The 20,476-nt window shown below is 71.3% G+C and carries 16 protein-coding genes; 12 read left to right on the top strand and 4 right to left on the bottom strand.

Features of this window, described 5'->3' with window-relative positions:
• The first annotated feature begins 76 nt into the window (after positions 1 to 76).
• From ACFO0C_RS06110 to ACFO0C_RS06065, 10 genes are all read left to right on the top strand, one after another.
• Positions 77 to 1,246 (top strand): S8 family peptidase, encoded by a 1,170-nt coding sequence (locus ACFO0C_RS06110; RefSeq protein ID WP_378065516.1) that lies wholly within the window; start codon positions 77 to 79, stop codon positions 1,244 to 1,246.
• Positions 1,247 to 1,389: 143 nt separating this feature from the next.
• Entirely contained in the window at positions 1,390 to 2,718 is a 1,329-nt protein-coding gene (locus ACFO0C_RS06105) for an NAD(P)/FAD-dependent oxidoreductase (RefSeq protein WP_378065515.1), read from the top strand.
• A gap of 281 nt (positions 2,719 to 2,999) precedes the next feature.
• Positions 3,000 to 3,410: a response regulator transcription factor gene (locus tag ACFO0C_RS06100; protein ID WP_378065514.1), complete on the top strand. Its 411-nt coding sequence runs from the start codon at positions 3,000 to 3,002 to the stop codon at positions 3,408 to 3,410.
• Positions 3,411 to 3,452: 42 nt separating this feature from the next.
• Positions 3,453 to 5,591 carry an ATP-binding protein gene (locus ACFO0C_RS06095; protein WP_378065513.1) on the top strand — a complete coding sequence of 713 codons (2,139 nt, stop codon included), beginning with the start codon at positions 3,453 to 3,455 and terminating at the stop codon, positions 5,589 to 5,591.
• A gap of 46 nt (positions 5,592 to 5,637) precedes the next feature.
• Positions 5,638 to 6,744 carry an LLM class flavin-dependent oxidoreductase gene (locus ACFO0C_RS06090; protein WP_378065512.1) on the top strand — a complete coding sequence of 369 codons (1,107 nt, stop codon included), beginning with the start codon at positions 5,638 to 5,640 and terminating at the stop codon, positions 6,742 to 6,744.
• Positions 6,741 to 8,033 carry an ABC transporter substrate-binding protein gene (locus tag ACFO0C_RS06085; protein WP_378065511.1) on the top strand — a complete coding sequence of 431 codons (1,293 nt, stop codon included), beginning with the start codon at positions 6,741 to 6,743 and terminating at the stop codon, positions 8,031 to 8,033. The genes ACFO0C_RS06090 and ACFO0C_RS06085 overlap by 4 nt, the downstream gene beginning before the upstream one ends.
• Positions 8,033 to 8,893, top strand: a complete 861-nt coding sequence (locus ACFO0C_RS06080; RefSeq protein ID WP_378065510.1) for a carbohydrate ABC transporter permease — start codon at positions 8,033 to 8,035, stop codon at positions 8,891 to 8,893. The genes ACFO0C_RS06085 and ACFO0C_RS06080 overlap by 1 nt, the downstream gene beginning before the upstream one ends.
• Positions 8,890 to 9,693, top strand: coding sequence for a carbohydrate ABC transporter permease (locus ACFO0C_RS06075; protein ID WP_378065509.1), 804 nt, complete (start codon positions 8,890 to 8,892; stop codon positions 9,691 to 9,693). Before ACFO0C_RS06080 ends, ACFO0C_RS06075 begins: the two co-directional genes overlap by 4 nt.
• Positions 9,694 to 9,909: 216 nt before the next feature.
• Positions 9,910 to 11,253, top strand: coding sequence for a glycosyltransferase family 39 protein (locus ACFO0C_RS06070; RefSeq protein WP_378065508.1), 1,344 nt, complete (start codon positions 9,910 to 9,912; stop codon positions 11,251 to 11,253).
• 115 nt (positions 11,254 to 11,368) lie between these two features.
• On the top strand, positions 11,369 to 12,337 hold the full coding sequence (locus ACFO0C_RS06065; protein WP_378065507.1) for a glycosyltransferase family 2 protein: 969 nt from the start codon (positions 11,369 to 11,371) through the stop codon (positions 12,335 to 12,337).
• Here ACFO0C_RS06065 and ACFO0C_RS06060 read toward each other — a convergent pair.
• The 3 genes from ACFO0C_RS06060 to ACFO0C_RS06050 form a co-directional block, all read right to left on the bottom strand.
• The gene (locus ACFO0C_RS06060) at positions 12,334 to 14,595 is read right to left on the bottom strand and encodes an FdhF/YdeP family oxidoreductase (protein WP_378065506.1); all 2,262 of its coding nucleotides are present in this window, start codon (positions 14,593 to 14,595) and stop codon (positions 12,334 to 12,336) included. The genes ACFO0C_RS06065 and ACFO0C_RS06060 overlap by 4 nt on opposite strands.
• Before the next feature lie 96 nt (positions 14,596 to 14,691).
• Positions 14,692 to 15,894 (bottom strand): hypothetical protein, encoded by a 1,203-nt coding sequence (locus ACFO0C_RS06055; protein ID WP_378065505.1) that lies wholly within the window; start codon positions 15,892 to 15,894, stop codon positions 14,692 to 14,694.
• A 29-nt stretch (positions 15,895 to 15,923) separates the two neighbouring features.
• Entirely contained in the window at positions 15,924 to 17,915 is a 1,992-nt protein-coding gene (locus ACFO0C_RS06050) for an MDR family MFS transporter (protein ID WP_378065504.1), read from the bottom strand.
• 94 nt (positions 17,916 to 18,009) lie between these two features.
• On the opposite strand from ACFO0C_RS06050, the gene ACFO0C_RS06045 reads away from it, so the two are divergent.
• Entirely contained in the window at positions 18,010 to 19,014 is a 1,005-nt protein-coding gene (locus ACFO0C_RS06045) for an SDR family NAD(P)-dependent oxidoreductase (protein WP_378065503.1), read from the top strand.
• Here ACFO0C_RS06045 and ACFO0C_RS06040 read toward each other — a convergent pair.
• Positions 18,968 to 19,555: a TetR/AcrR family transcriptional regulator gene (locus tag ACFO0C_RS06040; protein ID WP_378065502.1), complete on the bottom strand. Its 588-nt coding sequence runs from the start codon at positions 19,553 to 19,555 to the stop codon at positions 18,968 to 18,970. The two genes, ACFO0C_RS06045 and ACFO0C_RS06040, sit on opposite strands and share 47 nt — an antisense overlap.
• A 179-nt stretch (positions 19,556 to 19,734) precedes the next feature.
• On the opposite strand from ACFO0C_RS06040, the gene ACFO0C_RS06035 reads away from it, so the two are divergent.
• A complete protein-coding gene (locus tag ACFO0C_RS06035) occupies positions 19,735 to 20,451 on the top strand; it encodes a hypothetical protein (RefSeq protein ID WP_378065501.1) in 717 nt (238 codons plus the stop codon).
• Positions 20,452 to 20,476 lie beyond the last annotated feature (25 nt).

Here is a 20,476-nt window from a genome sequence, read left to right as displayed (position 1 = left end):
ACTCTCGGCTCGGAGCTGCCCAGCGATCAGCATCTATCCCTGTGCTCGCCGCGGGCAGGCGCGAGAGAGGAAGATCATGGCGATTCGACGCAGCAGCGGCCGCATGATTGCCGCCGGTCTGTTCGCACTGGCGACAGCGGTCGTCGCGACGGGGACCCCGGCCGCGGCCGCCCCCGCCACCGGCCAGATCCGGCTCGCCGGGAGCGCCGACGCGATTCCCGGGAGCTACATCGTCGTCCTCAAGTCCGGCGCCCAGGAGGCCGGTCTCACCAGGTCGTACGGCGGCGCGGTCAAGCGCAGCTTCGGTGCGGCCCTCAACGGCTACGAGGCGACCCTCACCGAGGCGCAGGCCAAGCGGCTCGCCGCCAACCCGAAGGTCGACTACGTCGAGCAGAACCAGGTGATCTCGCTGGCCGCGACGCAGACCAACGCGACGTGGGGCCTCGACCGCATCGACCAGCGGGCGCTGCCGCTCAGCACCACCTACACCTACCCGGTCACCGCCTCCAACGTCACCGCCTACATCATCGACACCGGCATCCTCTACAGCCACAGCCAGTTCGGCGGGCGGGCCACGGCCGGCTACGACGCCGTCGGCAGCGGCGCGGTCGACTGCAACGGTCACGGCACCCACGTGGCCGGCACGGTCGGCGGATCCACCTACGGCGTGGCCAAGGCCGTCAAGCTGGTCGGCGTCCGGGTGCTCAACTGCTCCGGCTCCGGCACCACCGCGGGCGTCGTGGCCGGCGTCAACTGGGTGACCAACAACGCGGTCAAGCCGGCGGTCGCCAACATGAGCCTCGGCGGCGGCGCCAGCACCACCATCGACACCGCGGTCCGCAACTCGATCGCGTCGGGTGTGACGTACGCCGTGGCGGCCGGCAACTCCAACGCCAACGCCGCCAACTACTCGCCCGCCCGGGTCGCCACCGCCATCACGGTCGGCTCCACCACCAGCACCGACGCCCGGTCCAGCTTCTCCAACTACGGCAGCACGGTGGACATCTTCGCGCCGGGCTCGTCGATCACGTCGGCCTGGTACACCGGCACCAGCGCCACCAACACGATCAGCGGCACCTCGATGGCGTCGCCGCACGTCGCCGGCGCGGCCGCCCTGGTCCTGTCGCGCAACCCGAGCTACACCCCGGCCCAGGTCTCCTCGGCCCTGACCAGCAACGCCACCACCGGTGTGGTGACCAACGCCGGCTCCGGCTCGCCGAACCGCCTGCTGTTCGTCGTCCAGTAAGCCCTTCCGCGAACGGCCGGGGTCCTCACGACGAGGTACCCCGGCCGTTTGTGACAGCTCCGGCCGGTGACGATTGCCTCGCCTCCACCAGGACTTGTGGCCCCCTCCCAGGGGTTCTACTGGATGCGAGGAGCGTGATCGACATGATCGGACAGGCACGGCACCGGGTCGTCGTGATCGGAGCGGGCTTCGGCGGCAGGTACGCCGCCCGGGCGCTGCGGAAGGCCCCGGCCGACGTCACCGTCATCAACGGAACCAACCACCACGTGTTCGAACCCCTCATCTACCAGGTCGCCACCGGTATCCTCTCCCCCGGTGAGGTCGCCACCCCGGTGCGCGAGCTGTTCCGCGGGCAGCGCAACACCGAGGTGCTGCTGGGCTGGGTGACCGATGTGGACGCGGAGAACCGGACCGTCACCGCCACCGCCCCCGGCGGCCTGCCCTACCGGGTGCCCTACGACACCCTGATCGTGGCGGCCGGGACCGCCCAGTCGTACTTCGGCAACGACCGGTTCGCCGAGCACACGATCAGCCTGAAGAGCATCGACGACGCGGTCGAGTTGCGCTCGCGCATCCTCACCGCCTTCGAGATGGCCGAACTCGCCACCGACCCGGCCGAGCAGGCCCGCTGGCTGACGTTCGTCATCGTCGGCGCCGGCCCCACCGGTGTCGAGCTGGCCGGGCAGATCGCCGAGATCGCCCGCCGCACCCTGCCCGGCGAGTACCGGCGCATCGACCCGGCACAGGCCCGCATCGTCCTGATCGACGCCGCCGACCGGATCCTGCCCGCCTTCAGCGCCGGCTCGTCGGCGGCCGCCGCCCGCCGGTTGCGGAGACTCGGCATCGAGATCCGGACCGGCGCCCCGGTCACCGACGTCGACGCCGGCGGGGTGGAGCTGCCCGGCGAGCGGATCGAGGCGATGACCCGGGTGTGGAGTGCCGGTGTCGCGGCCGCCCCGCTGGCCGCGCGGATCGCCGAGGCCACCGGTGCGCCCACCGACCGGTCCGGCCGGATCCTCGTCGAGCCCGACCTGACCGTCCCCGGGCACCCGGAGATCTTCGTGGTCGGCGACCTGATGAGCCTCGGCGGGCTGCCCGGCGTCGCGCAGGTCTCCATCCAGGGCGGCGGCCACGCCGGGCGGACCATCCGGCGCCGCCTCGCCGGCAAGCCGGCGGGCAAGCCGTTCCACTACCTCGACAAGGGCAACATCGCGACGGTGTCCCGGTTCTCCGCGGTCGCCGATCTCCGGGGGGTACGGCTGAGCGGGCTCGCCGGCTGGCTGTTGTGGCTCGGCGTGCACTGGGCCTACCTGCCGCGCGGGCGCAACCGGGCGTCGTCGCTGATCCGCTGGGCGGTCACGTTCCTGGGCCGGAGCCGCCCGGAACGCGCCGTCACCGCCCGTCAGGCCGGGTTCCCGGCCGCTCCGGAGACCGCGCCCGGGCCCGCGGCAGAGGTCGCCGCACACGCCTGACAGCGCCGGATGATCCGGCTGGTGCTCCGCCGGAGAGGGGTGACCGGGACCACCGCATTCCGCCCGGCGGCCGCTCTTCGGTGTCGAGCCGCAGCCCCGTCGCGGGGTGGGCCCGGGACGCGATGGTGCGGTCGGCGGAGGTGTGGCCGTACCGGAGAAGGAATTTGTAACCCGGCGGCAACCGGCGTTTGTCTGGGGAAGGCGGGGTGCGGGCCGATTGCTCGGGTCACCTCGGCGGTGATGAACCGCCGGCCTCGAGAACCGGAGACACCATGACGGCCATGATGGACATCGCGCCCGTTCTCCCCCGCACCGGCTCCGGGCCCATGGTGCTCGTGGTCGACGACGACGAGGACGTCCGGGACCTGGTGACGTTCAAGTTGCAGATGGCCGGGTACCGGACGGTGACGGCGGCGGACGGCTGCACGGCACTCACCCTGATCAGCGAGGCGCACCCGGATCTCGTGGTGCTCGACGTCGCGATGCCGGGCATGGACGGGCTGAGCGTCTGTTACCGGATGCACGCCGACCCGGCGACCGCCGAGATCCCGGTGATCATGCTGAGCGGGATGGCCTCCGAGACCGACATCGACCTGGCGTTCGTCTCCGGCGCCGAGGAGTACCTGCCCAAGCCGGTGAACACCGGTGAACTGGTGCGACGGGTGAGCTGGTTGTTGCCTCGACGCCCCTGAAACAGTCTCAGTCCGGTTGCCGGGACACCCGATAAGCAAGGGGTGAGGGGGAAGCGAGCGGTCGTCAGCGCGCTGGTGGCGGCGGTGGGGTGTGCGGTGACGCTGGGCGTCGGCGTCGTGCTGAGGCGGCACGACGCCGCCAACGGCGAGGTCCAGATGGACCGCCGCACCGCCGCCGCGGTCGAAGCCGTGCGCACCGAGACGCAGCGCTACGTCGACACCCTGCTCACCACCGCGGCCGCCGCGGGGGCACAGGAGGTTCTCACCAGCTCCGAGTACGCGGCCCTGACCAAGCCGTTGAAGTCGATGAACCTGGCCGGCGCCAACGTCATGGCGTTCGTGATCGCGGTCGCCGACGACGAGGTGGCCGGGGCGCAGGAGCTGTGGCGGCAGCGGGGCCTGCCGGATCTGACGTTGATGCCGTTCGGCGACAGCGACCACGCCTTCTCGATCTATCCGACGTCGCTGGACGGCAACGTGATCGTGCCGGGTATGGATCTGATGGGCGCGGAGGCTCCGGCCGCCGCGCTGGCCGAGTCACGCCGCAGCGGTGCGGTGGCGGTCTCCGACACCTACCAGTTGCTCGTCGACCGGCCGTTGCCGTCCGGCCAGCGGCAGAACTCGTTCATCCTGACCGCGCCGGTCTATCAGGGCGAGGAGCGGCGGTTCCTGGGCTGGATCGTCCTGGGGGTCCGGGGCGAGGACTTCGTGAGCGGCGCCCTGACGCGGGCCGGCCAGAATCTGCTGGATCTGACGCTGCGCGCCGATGACGCGGGGCGACGTGAGGTGACCGTCGCCGCCCTCGCCGCGCCGGTCACCGGGGTCCGCGATCTCAGCCGTACGGAGACCGTTCCCGTCGCCGACGGCCGCTGGACCCTGCACCTGACCGCGGTGAGTGACCGGCTGCCGGGCGCGACGAGCGGTCTCCCGGCGGCGGTTCTCGGCGGCGGGCTGTGTCTCACCGCGCTGCTGACGGCTCTGGTGTGGGTGCTGGTCGCCGCCCGGGAGCGGGCCGAGGAGCAGGTGCGCCTGGCGACCGGGGAACTGCTGGCCGGCGAGGAGGAGTCACGCCGCCAGGCCCGGCTGCTGCTCGCCGTCCTGGACGGGATCAGTGACGGGGTGGGCGTGGTCGGCCCGACCGGGTCGTTCCTGCTGCAGAACCCGGCCGCCCGCCGGATCCTCGGCCGGCGGGAGAAGGCGACGACGCCGGGCGGCTGGACCGATCACTTCGGGCTGTACCGGCTGGACGGGATCACCGAGTACCCGGTGGACGAGCAGCCGCTGACCCGCGCGCTGGAGGGCACGAGCAGCGACCAGGTGGAGATGCTGGTCCGCAACCGGGCGCACCCGGAGGGCCGGGTGATCAGCGTGTCGGCGCAGCCGATCGAGACCGGTGCCGGTGAGCGCGGGGCGGTCGCCGTCTTCCATGACATCACCGACCGCAAACACGTGGAGAACGAGCTGCGCGGGTTCGCCGGAGTGGTGGCGCACGACCTGAAGGCGCCGCTGTCCGCGGTGCGCGGGTACGCGGAGCTGATCGTCGAGGCACTGGGCGACCCCGACCCGGACGCGGTGGAGGACGCCGTCCGCAGCGCCGGCAAGGTGATGGCGGGCGTGGACCGGATGCACACGCTGATCACCGAACTGCTCGACTACACGGCGGCGCGGGACGCGACGATGCGGGTCGAGGACGTGGACCTGCGGGAGCTGGTGGACGACGTGGTGACCACCCGGGCCGACGCGCCGGGCATGACGGGCTGCCGGCCGGACGTGTTCGTCGGGGGGCTGCCGCGGGTGCGGGGCGACCGGGTGCTGCTGCGCCAGGTGCTGGACAACCTGCTGGGCAACGCGATCAAGTACACCCCGCCGGGTCAGGAGCCGCGGATCGACGTGACGGCCCGGACCGACGACACCGGCACGGTGCGGGTGCAGGTGGCCGACCGGGGTATCGGCATCCCGGACGGCGAGCACGCCGCCGTCTTCGACAGTTTCCACCGGGCCAGCAACGGCACGGCGATGCCCGGCACCGGCCTCGGCCTGGCCATCTGCCGCCGGATCGTGGAACGGCACGGAGGCCACATCGAGGCCCTGCCCAACCCTGGCGGGGGAACGATCTTCGTCTTCACGGTCCCCGCGGCGGCCGCTGAACAGCCGTTGTGTGAGAACGTGCACATATTCTAGTTCACCTCCTTGATCTATAGGAGATGATGCACATATATTCCTGGCCATGCCCGTGGTCCTGCATTGGTTCCTGCCCACGACCGGTGACAGCCGGTCCATCGTGGGCGTCGACGATCGCGGTGGACGCAGCACGCACACCGACGGTGCGGCCCTGCGCGAGCCGGACATCGAATACCTGATCGACGTCGCCCGCGCCGCCGAGCGCACCGGATTCACCGGGGTGCTCACCCCGACCGGCACCTGGTGCGAGGACGCCTGGCTGACCACCGCCGCGATCGCCCGCGAGACCAGCACCCTCAAGTTCCTGGTGGCGTTCCGCCCCGGCTCGCTCTCCCCCACCCTGGCCGCCCAGATGGCCGCCACCTTCCAGCGGATCTCCCGCGGCCGGCTGATGCTCAACATCGTCACCGGCAGCGACGCCGCCGAGCAGCAGCGTTTCGGCGACTGGCTGGACAAGGACGAGCGGTACGCCCGGACCGGCGAGTTCCTGACCGTGCTGCGCGGCGCCTGGAACGGGCCGTTCGACTTCCAGGGCGAGCACTTCCACGTGGCCGGAGCACTCGCGCCGCGCCGGTTCGACGCCCCGCCGATCTACTTCGGAGGGTCGTCGAAAGCCGCGCTCGAGGTGGCCACCGACCATGCCGAGGTCTACCTGACCTGGGGCGAGCCGCCCGCCGCGGTGGCCGGCAAGATCGCCGCGCTGCGCGAGCTCGGCTACACCGGGCGCTTCGGGATCCGGCTGCACGTCATCACCCGGGACACGTCGAAACAGGCATGGGCCGAAGCCGGCGCGCTGCTCGACGCCCTCACCCCCGACCAGATCGCCAAGGCTCAGGCATCCCTGCGCCAGGCCGACTCGGTCGGACAACAGCGGATGCTCGCCCTGCATGGCGGGACCCGCGACGGACTGGAGATCTACCCCAATCTCTGGGCCGGGGTCGGACTCGTCCGCCCCGGCGCAGGAACCGCCCTGGTCGGCAGCCACACCGAGGTCGCCGACCGGATCGCCGAGTACCACGACCTCGGCATCGACGAATTCATCCTCTCCGGATACCCGCACCTCGAGGAGGCGTACCACGCCGGTGAGGGCCTGCTGCCCGAACTGCGGCGTCGCCACCTCCTCGGCTCCTCGACAGGAGAAACCGATAAATGACCACGTTCAGCCGGCGCGATCTGCTGCGTCTCGCCGCCGGTACCGGCGCCGCCTCACTCTTGGCGGCCTGCGCCGGGCCCGGTGGCTCCAGCACCGCCGACCCCGCCACGACCGGTAGCGGCCTCGCCGGACCGCGGGAGGGCAACATCTCGTTCGCCCACTGGCGGGCCGAGGACAAGGACGTCTTCGAGACGATCCTCGCCGACTTCTTCAAGAGCAACGGCGGCAAGATCGCCGTACGGCAGGACATCTCCCCGTCGGCCGACTACCAGAGCACCGCGATCCAGAAACTGCGCGGCGGCTCGGTCGGCGACGCGTTCACCGCGTTCCGTGGCGCCCAGTTCCTCGACCTGGCCAAGGCCGGCGTCTCCACCGACCTGACCGGCCAGGCGCTCCTGCAGAAGTACGAGACGTCGCTGATCGCCGCGGGCTCCGACGGTGGTAAGCAGCTCGGTGTGCCGTACCAGCTGGTCTTCAACACCCCGCTGGCCAACACCGACCTGCTCAGCAAGGCCGGCGTGGGCGAGGCCCCGAAGGACTGGCAGGGCTTCCTCGCCCTGGCCGACAAGCTCAAGAGCCAGGGCGTCGCGCCGATCGCCTGGCCCGGCGGCGACGCGGCCAACGCCGGACAGCTGCTCAACGTGCTGGTGGTCAACAACGCGCCGACCGACGACGCCCTCGGCAAGATCGAGACCGGTGAGCACAAGGTCACCGACGACTGGTTCCTCACCGTCCTCAAGCAGTACGCCGAACTGCGCCCGTACTTCCAGAACAGCGCCACCGGCACCAGCAGCGACGCCGCGCTCGCGCTGTTCGCCCAGGGCAAGGCCGCCCTGCTGGCCACCGGCTCGTTCCAGGTCGCCGGCGTCCGTAAGCTGGGCGCCACCTTCGGCATCGACCTGCTCGCGCCGATCACCACGACGGCCGACAAGGCGAAGTACGAGGGTGTCCACAACGCCACCTTCATCCTCGGCGTGAACGCCAGGTCGACGAAGCAGGGCGCGGCGCTGGCCTGGCTCGAATACCTGTCCGACCCGGTGGTGGCCGGCGCCTACGCCAACGGCACCGCCCAGCACGTGACGGTCAAGGGTGTCGAGTACACCAACGCCGACCTCAAGGCACTCGCGCCGTGGCTCACCAGGAAGACCGCCCTGGCCCCGCGTTTCCAGTTCACCAACCTGGACGTGCGCGGCGCCGTGGAGAACGCCACCGTCCAGGTGGCCGGCGGCAAGACCCCCGAGCAGGCGGCCGAAGAGGCACAGAAGGTCATCGACCAGAAGAAGAAGTAGTGAAGGTCAAACTCTTTCTCTTCGCGGTTCCCGCGCTGGCCCTGTACGGCGGGTTCTTCCTGCTGCCCGCCGTACAGGGGCTCCGGTACGCGACGACCGACTGGGACGGGTACAGCGCCGCGTTCAACGACGTGGGCCTGGCCAACCTGACCGAGGTCGTGTCCGATGACGACCTGTTCCGGAACGCGCTCACCAACAACCTGAAGTTCATGCTGTTCGTGGTGCTCGGGCAGACCGCTCTGGCCCTGCTGCTCGCGGTGCTCCTGGCCGTACGCAGCAAGGCTTCGACGTTCCTGCGGGCCCTGTTCTTCCTCCCGACCGTGCTGTCGTCGGTGTCGGTGGCGTTCATCTGGAAGTTCGTCTACGACCCGAACTTCGGGCTGGCCAACACCGTGCTCGGCGCGGCCGGACTGGACTCGCTGCGGTCGGCCTATCTCGGCGACGAGGACACCGCGATCCTCTGGGTGGCGGTGGCGCAGATCTGGTTCCACGCCGGACAGATGATGATCATCTACATCGCCGGGATAAATCAGATACCCCCGGAGCTGTACGAGGCGGCGACCACCGACGGAGCCGGGCGCTGGCAGCAGTTCCGGCACGTCACCTGGCCCATGGTGGCGCCCGCGACGACACTGGTCATCGCCTACACCACACTCCAGTCGTTCAAGGCGTTCGACCTGATCCTGGGCCTGGCCGGCAACCCGCCCCGGTCCGGGCTGGACGTGCTGGCCACCCGCATCTACACCACGTTCGCCAACGCCCAGCTGGGCTACGCGGCCGCCGAGTCGATCGTGTTCATGGCGGCGATCGCGCTGGTCACCTATCTGCAGAACCGAGCCGCGAGGATGGCACACGGATGAGCCGGCGCCTGATCCTGGCCGTCTACACGCTGCTGATCACGGTCCCGATCCTGGTCATCGTGGGCGGCAGCTTCAAGACCACGAAGGACCTGTTCGCGGCGCCGTTCGGGCTGCCGTCGAACCCGACCCTGGACAACTACGCCACGGTGCTCACCGAACAGGATCTGCTGGGGGTGCTGGGCAACAGCGTCCTGGTGGTGTCGGTGTCCGTACCGGTGACGCTGCTGCTCGGCAGTCTCGTCGCGTTCGCCGTTGCCCGGCTGCCGCGCTGGCCGTCCGCCCTGCTCTTCGGGGTCTTCGCGATCGGTCTCGCGGTCCCGGCGCAGGCGATCATGATCCCGCAGTACGTGCAGTTCGACCGGCTCGGCCTGCGGAACAGTCTGACCGGGCTGATCCTGGTCGACGTGGTGGTGACGCTGCCGGTGGCGGTCTTCATCCTCGCCGGGTTCATGCGGACGCTGCCGCCCGAACTCTACGAGGCGGCCGAGATCGACGGTGCCGGGCCGTGGGCGACGTTCCGGCGCATCGCGGTGCCGGTGTCCTACCCGAGCCTGGCCGCCACCGCGATCTTCCTGCTGGTCATGCACTGGAACGACCTGCTCTACCCGCTGCTGTTCATCGACGACCCGGCCAAGCGCACGCTGCCGCTGGCGCTGCTCGACTTCCAGGGCGAGTACCTCACCGACTATCCGTTGCTGTTCACCGGTGTGGTGGTGGCGTCGCTGCCGATGGTCCTGGCGTACGCCTTCCTGCAGCGTCACTTCGTCGCCGGCATCACCGCGGGCGCCGTCAAGGGTTGACCCGGCACCGGCCGGGTAGAAGGCGGCCAGGGTCCGTCTCACGCCGGTGAACTCTGACTGAACCCTCCGCCGCGGTGGCGAGGGCCGGGCCGCCGCGGACCCTACGCTTGACACCGTCGCGTCCGGGAGTCCGTCATCAGCGCCGTCACCGCTCCGAAGCCCCCGCCGACGGCCCCGCCAGTGGCCGCCGGGCGACGGCTCAGGGCTCTGATCTGGGTGCTTCCGCCGCTGGTCACGGCACTGATCGGTGGATGGCGACTGAGCGGGGCGTCGCTCTGGGCGGACGAGCTCGCCACGTGGGGCGCGATCCGGCTCGGCTGGGAGCAGCTGTGGCGGCTCGGGGGTTCGGTCGATGCGGTGCTCACCCCGTACTATGCGGCTTTGAAGTTGTTTGTTGGTTTTGCCGGAACCAGCACGGTCGCCCTGCGCCTGCCCTCGCTGGTCGCCGCCGTCCTCACCGCCGTGGTCGTCGCCGAGCTCGGCCGCCGCGCCGCCGGTGACCTCGCCGGCCTGCTCGCCGGGCTGCTGTGGGCGGTGCTGCCGGTCACCGCCCGCTACGCGCAGGAGGCGCGGCCGTACGCCGTCGTGATGTTGCTCGCCTCACTCGCCCTCCTCGCGCTGATCCGCCTCCTCGACCGGCCGGGCCGGGGCCGGGCCGCGGCCTACGCGGCGGCCGTCGCGCTGACCGGTATCCTGCATCCGCTCAGCGGGCTGCTGATGATCGCCGGCCACGCCGTCGCCGGGTTCCGGGTCCGGCGGTCCTGGGTGCCGGCCGCGGTGATCGGCGGGCTGCCGGCGGCCGCCCTGCTGCTGTACGCGACCCGCCAGACCGCGCAGATCTCCTGGATCCACCCGGTCGGCGTGCAGACACTGCGGCTGCTGCCCGCGCAGCTCTTCGTCTCCGCGATCGCCGGCGGCATGGTGCTCGCCCTCGCCGTCGCCGGCCTGCGCCGTGACCGGATCGGCTGGGCTCTGGCCGCCGCCGGGTTCGTGCCGCCGGCGCTGCTGCTCGCCGCCGGCACCGTCGCCGCGATCTGGGTGCCGCGGTACGTGCTGATCGCGATACCCGCACTGGTCGTGCTCGCCGCCCGGGGCGCCGGGTCGCGGACCGCGTGGATCATCGGGCTGGTCGCGGTGCTCGGCTGGCCGGCCCAGGTCGACATCCGCAAGCCGGCCGGGCACGGGCAGGACTCGGCGCGGATCGCACAGGTGATCACGCCGCGGTACCGGGCGGGCGACGTCGCGGTGTTCGCCGACCGGTATTCGAACATCGACTGGGCGGCCCGGGACATCTGGTCGCGGTACCTGCGGGATCCCCGCCCGGCGGACGTCCTCGCGGTCACCGGGCAGCGGGTCGACGGGCGGTTCCTCGCGACCGAGTGCCCGGACGCGGCCTGCCTCGGCGATCCGCCGCGGATCTGGGTCATCCGGACGGATTCGCCGGCCGATCCGCTGGATCACATGTCGGCGGCCAAGCGCGCCCGGATCGGTGACGGCTACCGTGTGGTGCAGCGATGGAGCTATCCGTCGGTCGGCATCACCCTGATGGAACGCCGTTAGTGGCCCCTTCGGCCCGATCCCGGGTCCCGCCATCGACGGCGGGCCGGATTCATAGGTTCACCACAGGAAAGTCGGCCACGCTTCGCCACTCCCCCCGCAACTAGGAGCCGATCGCGTGGAGCCCAGCAGTAGCATCGACGTCAGCATCGTCATACCGACGCACAGCGAGAAGCGCTGGGCCTCGCTCACCCGGACGATCGCCTCCGCACACGCCCAGACGCACCCGGCCGCCGAGATCGTGGTCGTGGTCGATCACAATCCGCCGATGGCCGAGCGGTTGCGGCGCGAGTTCCCGGGCGTGACCGTCCTGGAGAACGCGTACGCCCGGGGCGCCTCCGGCAACCGCAACACCGGCGCCTTCCACACGCGGACGCCGTTCATCGCGTTCCTCGACGACGACACCGTCGCCAGTCCCCACTGGCTGGCGGGGCAGCTCACGCCGTTCGCCGACCCGTCGGTGGTGGGCACCGGCGGCGGCATCATCCCGGCATGGGCCGGGGTGCGCCCCACCTGGCTGCCGGACGAGCTGCTGTGGGCGGTCGGGGTGTCCTACACCGGGATGCCGACGCGGACCGCGCCGATCCGCAACGTGTGGTCGGCGAACATGATCGTGCGGCGGGACGCGTTCCTCGCGGTCGGTGGTTTCCGCACCGGGTTCGGCAAACTCGGCGACCAGAACCGGCCCGAGGACACCGAACTGTGCCTGCGGATGAGCGCCTCCGCCGGTGGCCGGTGGATGTACGTCCCGGACGCCACCATCGACCACGAGGTACCGGCCGAACGGTCGACGTTCGGGTTCCTGATGCGGCGCTGCTACGCCGAGGGCCGGGGCAAGGTGCAGATGGCCGGGCTGATGCCGAAGGACCAGGAGCTCGGCGCGGAGAAGGACTACCTGCGGCGGACGCTGCCGCGCGCGGTGGCCCGCAACCTGGCCCGGGCCGGGTCGGGCCGGGGCGGTTACCACGCGCTCCAGGCGGCGACGGTGGTCGCGGCGGTGCTGGCCGCGGCGTGGGGCGGCGGCGTGGAGACGCTGGCGGCCCTCTTCGAGTCGGCCGCCACCGCCACCCCCGCCCCGGAGAGTTAGGCGACCCGCTCCAGGCGGACCTGGACCCACTTGGAGGTCGGGGTGCCACTCCCCTCGGCCTGCGAGTCCAGCGGCACCAGCGGGTTGGTCTCCGGGTAGTAGGCGGCCACGCAGCCCTTGGGCGTGTCGTACCCGACGAGACGGAACCGCTCGGCCCGCCGCTCGACCCCGTCGGACCACTCCGACACCAGGTCGACCATGTCGCCGTCGGCGAAGCCCAGCTCGGCCAGGTCGGCGGCGCTGATGAACACCACCCTGCGGCCGGAGGTGATCCCCCGATAGCGGTCGTCGAGCCCGTAGATCGTGGTGTTGAACTGGTCGTGGCTGCGCAGCGTCTGCAGAATGAGCCGGCCCTCCGGCACGGTCATCACCTCGACCGGGCTGACCGTGAAGACGGCCTTGCCCTCGACCGTCGGGAAGGTCCGCGAGTCACGCGGCGGGTGCGGCATGGTGAACCCGCCACCGCGGATCTTCGCTGCGTAGTCGTCGCAGCCCGGGACCACCCGGCCGATCCGCTCGCGGATCTCCTCGTAGTCGGCGGCGAACCCGTCCCACGGGATGCCGTGCCGGTCACCGAGCGCGGCCGCGGCGATGCCGCAGACGATGTCGATCTCGGACCGCAGCAGCGGCCCGGCCGGCTCGGACCGCCCGCGGGAGGCGTGCACGGCGGACATCGAGTCCTCGACGGTGATCCGCTGGACCCGGCCGCCGGTCAGGTCCTGCTCGGTGCGGCCCAGGGTGGGCAGGATCAGAGCGGTACGCCCGGCCTCCACGTGGCTGCGGTTGAGTTTCGTCGAGACCTGCACGGTCAGTGCGGCGTTGCGCATCGACGCGGCGGTGACCTCGGTGTCGGACATGGCGCTCACGAAGTTGCCGCCGAGCGCGATGAACACCCGCGCCCGGCCGTCGCGGAACGCCCGGACCGTGTCGACGGCGTCATGGCCGTGCTCGCGGGGCGGCTCGAACCCGAACTCGTCGCGCAACCGGTCCAGGAACAGCGCCGACGGCCGCTCCCAGATGCCCATGCTCCGGTCGCCCTGCACGTTGGAATGCCCGCGGACCGGGCAGAGCCCCGCGCCGGGTTTGCCGATCATGCCCTGGAGCAGGGCGACGTTGACGAACTCCTGGATCGTGGCGACGGCGTTGCGGTGCTGGGTGATGCCCATCGCCCAGCAGTGCACGATCCGCTCCGCGCCGGCCAGCATGTCGGCGGCCGCCTCGATCTCGTCCCAGGTCAGGCCGGTCGCGGCGAGCACCTGCTCGCGGTCGATCCGGGCGACGTGGTCGGCCCACGCCTCGAACCCGACGGTGGAGGAGGTGATGAACTCCTTGTCGGCCACGCCCCGGGCCAGCAGCAGGTGACCGATCGCCTGCCAGAGGGCCAGGTCGCCGTTGGAGCGGATCCGCAGCAGCCGGTCGGCGAGCGGGGTGCCCCGGCCGGCCAGGCCGCGCGGCTTCTGCGGATTGTCGAAGCGGATCAGCCCGGCCTCGGGCAGCGGGTTGATCGCCAGGATCTTCGCCCCGTCGCGCTTGGCGACCTCCAGCGCGGTGAGCATGCGCGGGTGGTTGGTGCCCGGGTTCTGGCCGGAGACCACGATCAGGTCGGCGTGGTGCAGGTCGTCGAGGGTGACCGAGCCCTTGCCGATGCCGATGGTCCGCATCAGGGCGGTGCCGGTCGACTCGTGGCACATGTTCGAACAGTCCGGCAGGTTGTTGGTGCCGAACGCGCGAGCCAGCAACTGGTAGACGAACGCGGCCTCGTTGCTGGCCCGCCCGGAGGTGTAGAACGCCGCCTGGTGCGGGCTGTCCAGCTCCCGCAGATGGCGGCCGATGACGGCGAACGCCTCGTCCCACTCGATCGGCTCGTAGTGGGTGCCGCCGTCGCGCCGGATCATCGGATGCGTCAGCCGACCCTGTTTCTCCAGCCAGTGGTCGGTGCGCCCGGCCAGGTCGGCGATCGGGTGCGCGGCGAAGAACTCCGGCCCGACGGTGTCGCGCTGGCCCTCCCAGGAGACCGCCTTCGCCCCGTTCTCGCAGAACTCGGCGGTGTGCCGGCGGCCGGACGGGTCGGGCCAGGCGCAGCTCATGCAGTCGACGCCGTCGTGCTGGTTGAGCACGGCCAGGTTGCGGGCGGTCTTGCGGACGCCCATCTTGCGGACGGCGTTGGCCAGGCTCAGCCGCACCGCCTCCAGCCCGGCCGCGTGGTCGGCCGGCGGACCCACCCGCAGGTTCGCCTCTTCGTCGTCCAAAGCCGGCATCGGACCTCCCGCAACTCACCGCCGTACGCCGCATGCAGTCTCTCCCGTCGAGCCTGCTCCCTGAGCGCCGGGATCGGCAAACCCGGTGGGCCGTGCTCAGTCGACGCGACGCTGACGCAACTCGGCCAGCACCTCCGGACGCGGCCAGGAGTCGACGCGGTACCGGGCCGGGGCCAGCAGCGGCTCCGGGGCCAGGCCGGTGTGCTCCTCGGCGACGTGCCACGGCACCCGGAAGTCGACGCCGCCGGACACGTCGGTGAAGGCGATCGAGTCGGCCCGCGGCAGCAGCGCGCTGACCCCGTCGGTCCAGGTGGCGATGGTCTCGGCCGGGCCGCCGCCGGGGGGCTCGACGGCGACGAGACCGCCGATGTGGGTGTCGACGCCGGCCTTCGCGTACTGGGCGGCCAGCCACTCGGTCTGGTTCGAGTACTCGGTGAGGGCCAGGACGGCGTCGGCACGGCGGGCGGCGACGTGGTGCGGGTGGCCGGGCGGCGGAGCGTACGGCACGGTACGTCCCTGCGGCCCGGCCACGTAACCGACCGGCGACAGGTAGCGGACCGCCTCGCCGAAGCTGTGCTCGACGACCGCGTAGATCTGCTCGATCCCGGTCTCCGGCAGCGGCGCCACCAGCAGGGTGTTGTTGTCCGGCGCGAACGCGATGACCGGCCCGCCCATCCGCTCGCCCACCTCGGCCAGCCAGCCGGGCGCCAGCAGCAGCGACGTGAAGTAGCCGTCGCCGTCGTCGAACATGCTCACCGCCGAGCCGTCCCGCCACTCCCGGTCCAGGCTGCCGCGGGCGATCGCGGCCAGGTTGTCCCGGGCCACCGCGAACACCTCGTCGACGTCGACACCCCACTCCTCGATCCGGTCCGGGAGGAGGTAGGCCATCGCGTCGGGGGCGTCGATGACGACCAGCTCACGCAGGAACGGCATCGCCGGGCGGGACAGCGGCGGGCGCATCCCGGCCGGCCCGGCCGCGCCGAACGTCACCGGACGCACCACGGGACGCAGCTTCGGGCGTACCGTCTCCCAGCTGTCCTCCGGCATCGGTGCCATCAGCCGCAACAGCTTCTCCAGCCGCTCCCGGCGCTCCGCCGGGGTGGCGTCGGCCGTCTCGCGGAAGACGTTGGCGAGGTAGAGGTGGGCGGGGCCGTCGGCCCCGGTCCGGTGGATCGCTATGGCGAAGTCGTCCGGCTGGTATTCCGCGCGCTCGACGCCCGGGGTGCGGCGGGCCACCCGGAGAGCGAGATGGGCGAAGCGGCGGCGCGGCGAGCCGGCGAACCTGTCCAGCAATCCCATTGCTGGACCCTAACGGACTTCGTGCCGGGTCATCGGGGTCCGGGGGCGGCCAGCTCCTCGTCGACCAGGCGGCCGGCGATGTTGCCGAGTGCCTGATCGAGCAGCGCACGGTCGTCCGGGTCGGACATGGTGATGTCGTCGAGGTGTGCGTCGAGCCACTGGTGCCAGGCATGTTTCACCCGTTCGAACTGCTCCTGCCCGGCATCGGTGAGCTGGACCCGCTCGCCGTCGCGGCGGGCGTAACCGGCGTCGCACAGGTCGGTGAACGCCGGTTCGAGCACCTCCGGCGGCATCCGGTGGTGCCGGGCGATGGCCGGCACCTCGGCCCGGCCCCGGGCGGTGGTGTGCAGGTGGGTCTGCCCCATGGCCCACGCCTGTGCCGGGTTGAGCGTGGCACCCGAATCGGCGAGCACCCGCTCCATCACGGTCCGGTCCTGCCCGGCCCGGCGCATGGTGTCGCTGATCTGCCGTTCCAGCTGGGTGAGCCGGTCGTCGGGGACCGGTGGGGAGAAGCCCTCGCCGACGTCGGTGGCCGCCGCCCGGGCGCTGTCGCGCAGCGGGAGCTCCTTGAGCAGCCAGGCGATCAGGAAGCCGAGCACGGCGACCGGGACGACCCAGCGGAAGACGTAGGTGACGGCGTCGGCGTACGCCTCGATGATCGGCGCGGACTGCGCGGCGGGCAGGCGGTGCAGCGCCGCCGGATCGGCCACCGCCGTGGCCGGGACACCCGCCGACCCGAGTGCGGCGCCGAGGCTCTCCTCGATGCGGCTGCTGTAGAGGGCACCGAAGATCGCGGTCCCGAAAGACGAGCCGAGGGTACGGAAGAACGTCACGCCCGAGGTCGCGGTGCCGAGGTCGGCGTACGGCACGGTGTTCTGCACGACGATGGTGAGCACCTGCATGGACAGGCCGATCCCGGCGCCGATCACGAACATGTACAGCGATTGCAGCCAGGCGCTGGTGCCCGGCCCGATGGTGGACATCAGGAAGAGCCCGGCGGCCAGCGTCGCCCCGCCCGCGACCGGGAACATCTTGTAACGGCCGGTCCGGCTGACCACGGTGCCGGAGAACATCGAGGTGGTGAAGAGCCCGGCCACCATCGGCAGGGTGCGCACCCCGGAGCCGGTGGCCGAGACGCCGTCGACGTACTGGAGGTAGGTGGGCAGGAACGTCATAGCGCCGAGCATCGCGAAGCCGACGATGAAGCTGAGCGTGGAACAGACCGTGAAGACCGAGTTGCGGAACAGGCGCATCGGCAGCATCGGCTCGGGCGCCCGCAGTTCGACGGCGACGAAGGCGGCGTACCCGAGGATCGAGCCGGCGAACAGGCCGATGATCATCGGGGAGGTCCAGGCGTATTCACCGCCACCCCACTCCAGCGCCAGGATCATCGCGGTCGAGGCCCCGGCGACCAGCCCGATGCCGGCGTAGTCGATGACCGGACGGGCCGCCGACCGGATCGACGGGATCGCCTTCGCCGCCATGGCGATCACCACGGCCGCCACCGGCACGTTGATGTAGAACGCCCACCGCCAGCTCAGATGATCGGTGAACAGGCCGCCGAGGGTCGGGCCGACCACCGTGGTGATGCCGAAGACGGCGCCGAGCGCGCCCTGGTAGCGGCCCCGGTCCTTGAGCGGGATGACATCGGCGATCAGTGCCATGGCGGTGACCATCAGGCCACCGCCGCCGATGCCCTGGAGCGCCCGGGAGCCGACGAGCATCGCCATGTTGTGGGCGATGCCGCAGAGCGCCGACCCGGCCACGAAGACGATCGCGCTGACCTGGAAGACCAGTTTGCGGCCGAACAGATCGCCGAACTTGCCGGCCAGCACCGTGGAGACCGTCTCGGCCAGCAGGTACGCCGTGACCACCCAGGACATGTGCCCGGCGCCCCCGAGGTCGGCGACGATCGTCGGCAGCGCGGTGGACACGATCGTCTGGTCGAGGGCAGCGAGCAGCATGCCCAGCAGGATGGCGACGAAGACGACGTTGACCTGCCGTTTGGTCAGCACCTGCATACGAGGAAGTCTCGCCATTCGGCGGGTCCGCCGGAGTGGCTATCCCGAAGTAAACTAAGTTCACTTCGCTTTCCCCCGTGCGAGAGGACCCCCGATGACGACGAAGCCGCTGACCGCTGCCAGCACCATCGGCGACTGGCTGGACCACCCCGAGGGCGGGCCCGCCCTCGGGGAGCTGCTCGCCGCCGGTGGCGCCGACCCCTCGATGCTGGCCCCGATCCGCAGCCTGCCGCTCCAGCAGATGGTCGAGCTCAGCCAGGGCAGGATGCCGCAGACGGCGATCGACGAGCTGGTCCTTCGGGTCAACGGCGGTGTGGTGCCGGAGGCCACCGGAGAGACGGGGTGGAGGGAGCAGATCGTCGCGGGCCGGTTCACCGGCCGGACGGTGATCGTGACCGGTGCCGCCTCCGGCATCGGCCGGGCCACCGCCTCCCGGATCGTCCGCGAGGGCGGCCGGGTGATCGGCGTCGACATCACCGCCGACCGGCTCAAGGAGGCCGAGGCCGAGCTGGGTGAGGCGTTCGTCGCGGTGACCGCCGACATCACCCGCGACGACGACATCGCCCGGGTGGTGGCCGCCGCCGGCGACCGCATCGACGGCCTCGCCAACATCGCCGGGGTGGTCGACGACTTCAGCCCGATCCACGAGACCTCCGACGCGGTCTGGGAGCGGGTCTTCGCGGTGAACGTCGACGGGCTCTTCCGCCTCACCCGCGCGGTGGTCCCGGCCATGCTGTCGGCCGGCCGCGGCTCGATCGTGAACATCGCCTCCGAGGCGGGGCTGCGCGGCAACGCGGCCGGTGTCGCCTACACCGCCTCCAAGCACGCGGTCATCGGCATCACCAAGAACGTCGCCTTCATGTACGGCCGGCAGGGCATCCGGACCAACGCGGTGGCGCCGGGCGGCGTGGCCACCGGGATGGCCCCGGTCGGCCAGTCCGAGTTCGGCCGCGACCGGACCGGGCCCTTCCTCCAGCTCATGCCGGGTGTGGCGCTGGCCGAGCACCTGGCCGCGTCGATCACCTTCCTGCTCAGCGACGACGGGGTGAACCTCAACGGGGTGGTGCTGCCGTCGGACGGTGGCTGGTCGGTTCAGTAGGGCCGGAGAGGGCCTGCTGGAGCAGCGCGCCGTAACGGGCGATCAGCTCGTCGCGGCCGGCCGACACCAGGCCCTCGTCCTCCACCACCCACAGGGCGTACAGCAGCCCGCCCACCAGTGCCGCGGCGATCCGCGCCCGGACGTCCGCGTCCGGGCCGGACAGCCGGGCCCGCACCGGCTCGACGAAGGTCCGCTCGTGGATGGCCTGGAGCCGGTCCCGGATCCGCTCCTCGTTGCTGCCCCGGACCAGCGCCAGATAGACACCGCGGATGTCGTCGTCGGCCAGCAGGACCTCGATGAAACGCTCACCGAACCGCTCCAGCGGGACGTCGAACAACGGCTCGTCGTCGATGGTGAACTGCATGGTGTCGAGGAAGAGCAGCTCCTTGGTGCCGAAGTGCCGGATCACCAGTGCCGGGTTCGTCACCGCCAGGGCCGCGATGTCCCGAACCGAGGTCCGCGCGAAACCACGCTCCCGGAACAGACGGGCGGCCGCGGCACGAATCTCCCCGCGAGTCGCCTCGCCACTGCGCCTCACCATGACCCCGATCGTAGGCTTCCGGCCACCTCAGGCACCTCATGCGCCCCACCGGCCACGTTCGGGTGGCCCCCGGGGGTCAACGGCGACCCCGTTCGCGTTACTTCCGGGAAAGCCGCACCACCTTCCGGACGTCGTGCTCAGCTAGGCGGGACACAGCCGACGTTTCGGAAAGGTCTGACATGCGAAAATCGACTCGGGGATTGATCACCGCCTGCGCCGGGCTGGTGGCCGGAGCCGCGTTCGGGGCCGCCCCGGCGCTCGCCGGTCCGGGATGGTGGCCGCCGGGGCACGTGCTCGGCTACTACAGCACGATGAGCGACTGCGGCGGCTACGCGAACTCGCTGTCGCTGCTGGCCGCCGACTACAACTGCGGCTACTACCCGCAGAGGATCGCCAGCCCCTATGCGCTCGTCATCCAAAGACCGGTGCAGATCGTTCAACCCGTCGTGGACTACGAGCCCGCGCCGGTGGCGGACGAACCCGAACCGGTGGCGGACGAACCCGAACCGGTGGCGGACGAGCCGGAGCCGGTCGCCGACGAGCCGACCGGCGGCACTCTGGCCGACAAGCCGGCCAAGCACCACAAGGCGAACCGGCACCACAAGGCGACCAAGGCCTACAAGGCGCAGAACACCGGCCAGATCATGTCCGACGACGACTCCTGCGACACCGTCGACGTCCTGTCCGCGTGCGACGACGCCGTCACCCTGCTGACGGTGCCGGTGGTGGAGCCGATCGTGCCGATCGTGCCGCTGGGCGGACCCGTCGTGGTCGGCGGGCCCTTCTATGACGGACCGTTCGGCGGACCGTTCGGCCACCACGGTGGGCACGGCGGCGGTCACCACGGCGGCCATGGTGGCCATGGTGGCGGCCACGGCGGCCACGGCGGATACTGAATCGATTCGCGGCGGCCGGGCCTCA

Origin of the sequence: Actinoplanes subglobosus, assembly GCF_042650585.1 — a bacterium.
Classification (GTDB): Bacteria; Actinomycetota; Actinomycetes; order Mycobacteriales; family Micromonosporaceae; genus Actinoplanes; species Actinoplanes subglobosus.
Note: the sequence above shows the minus strand (reverse complement) of the source record. Positions and strands in the feature narration are given on the sequence as shown.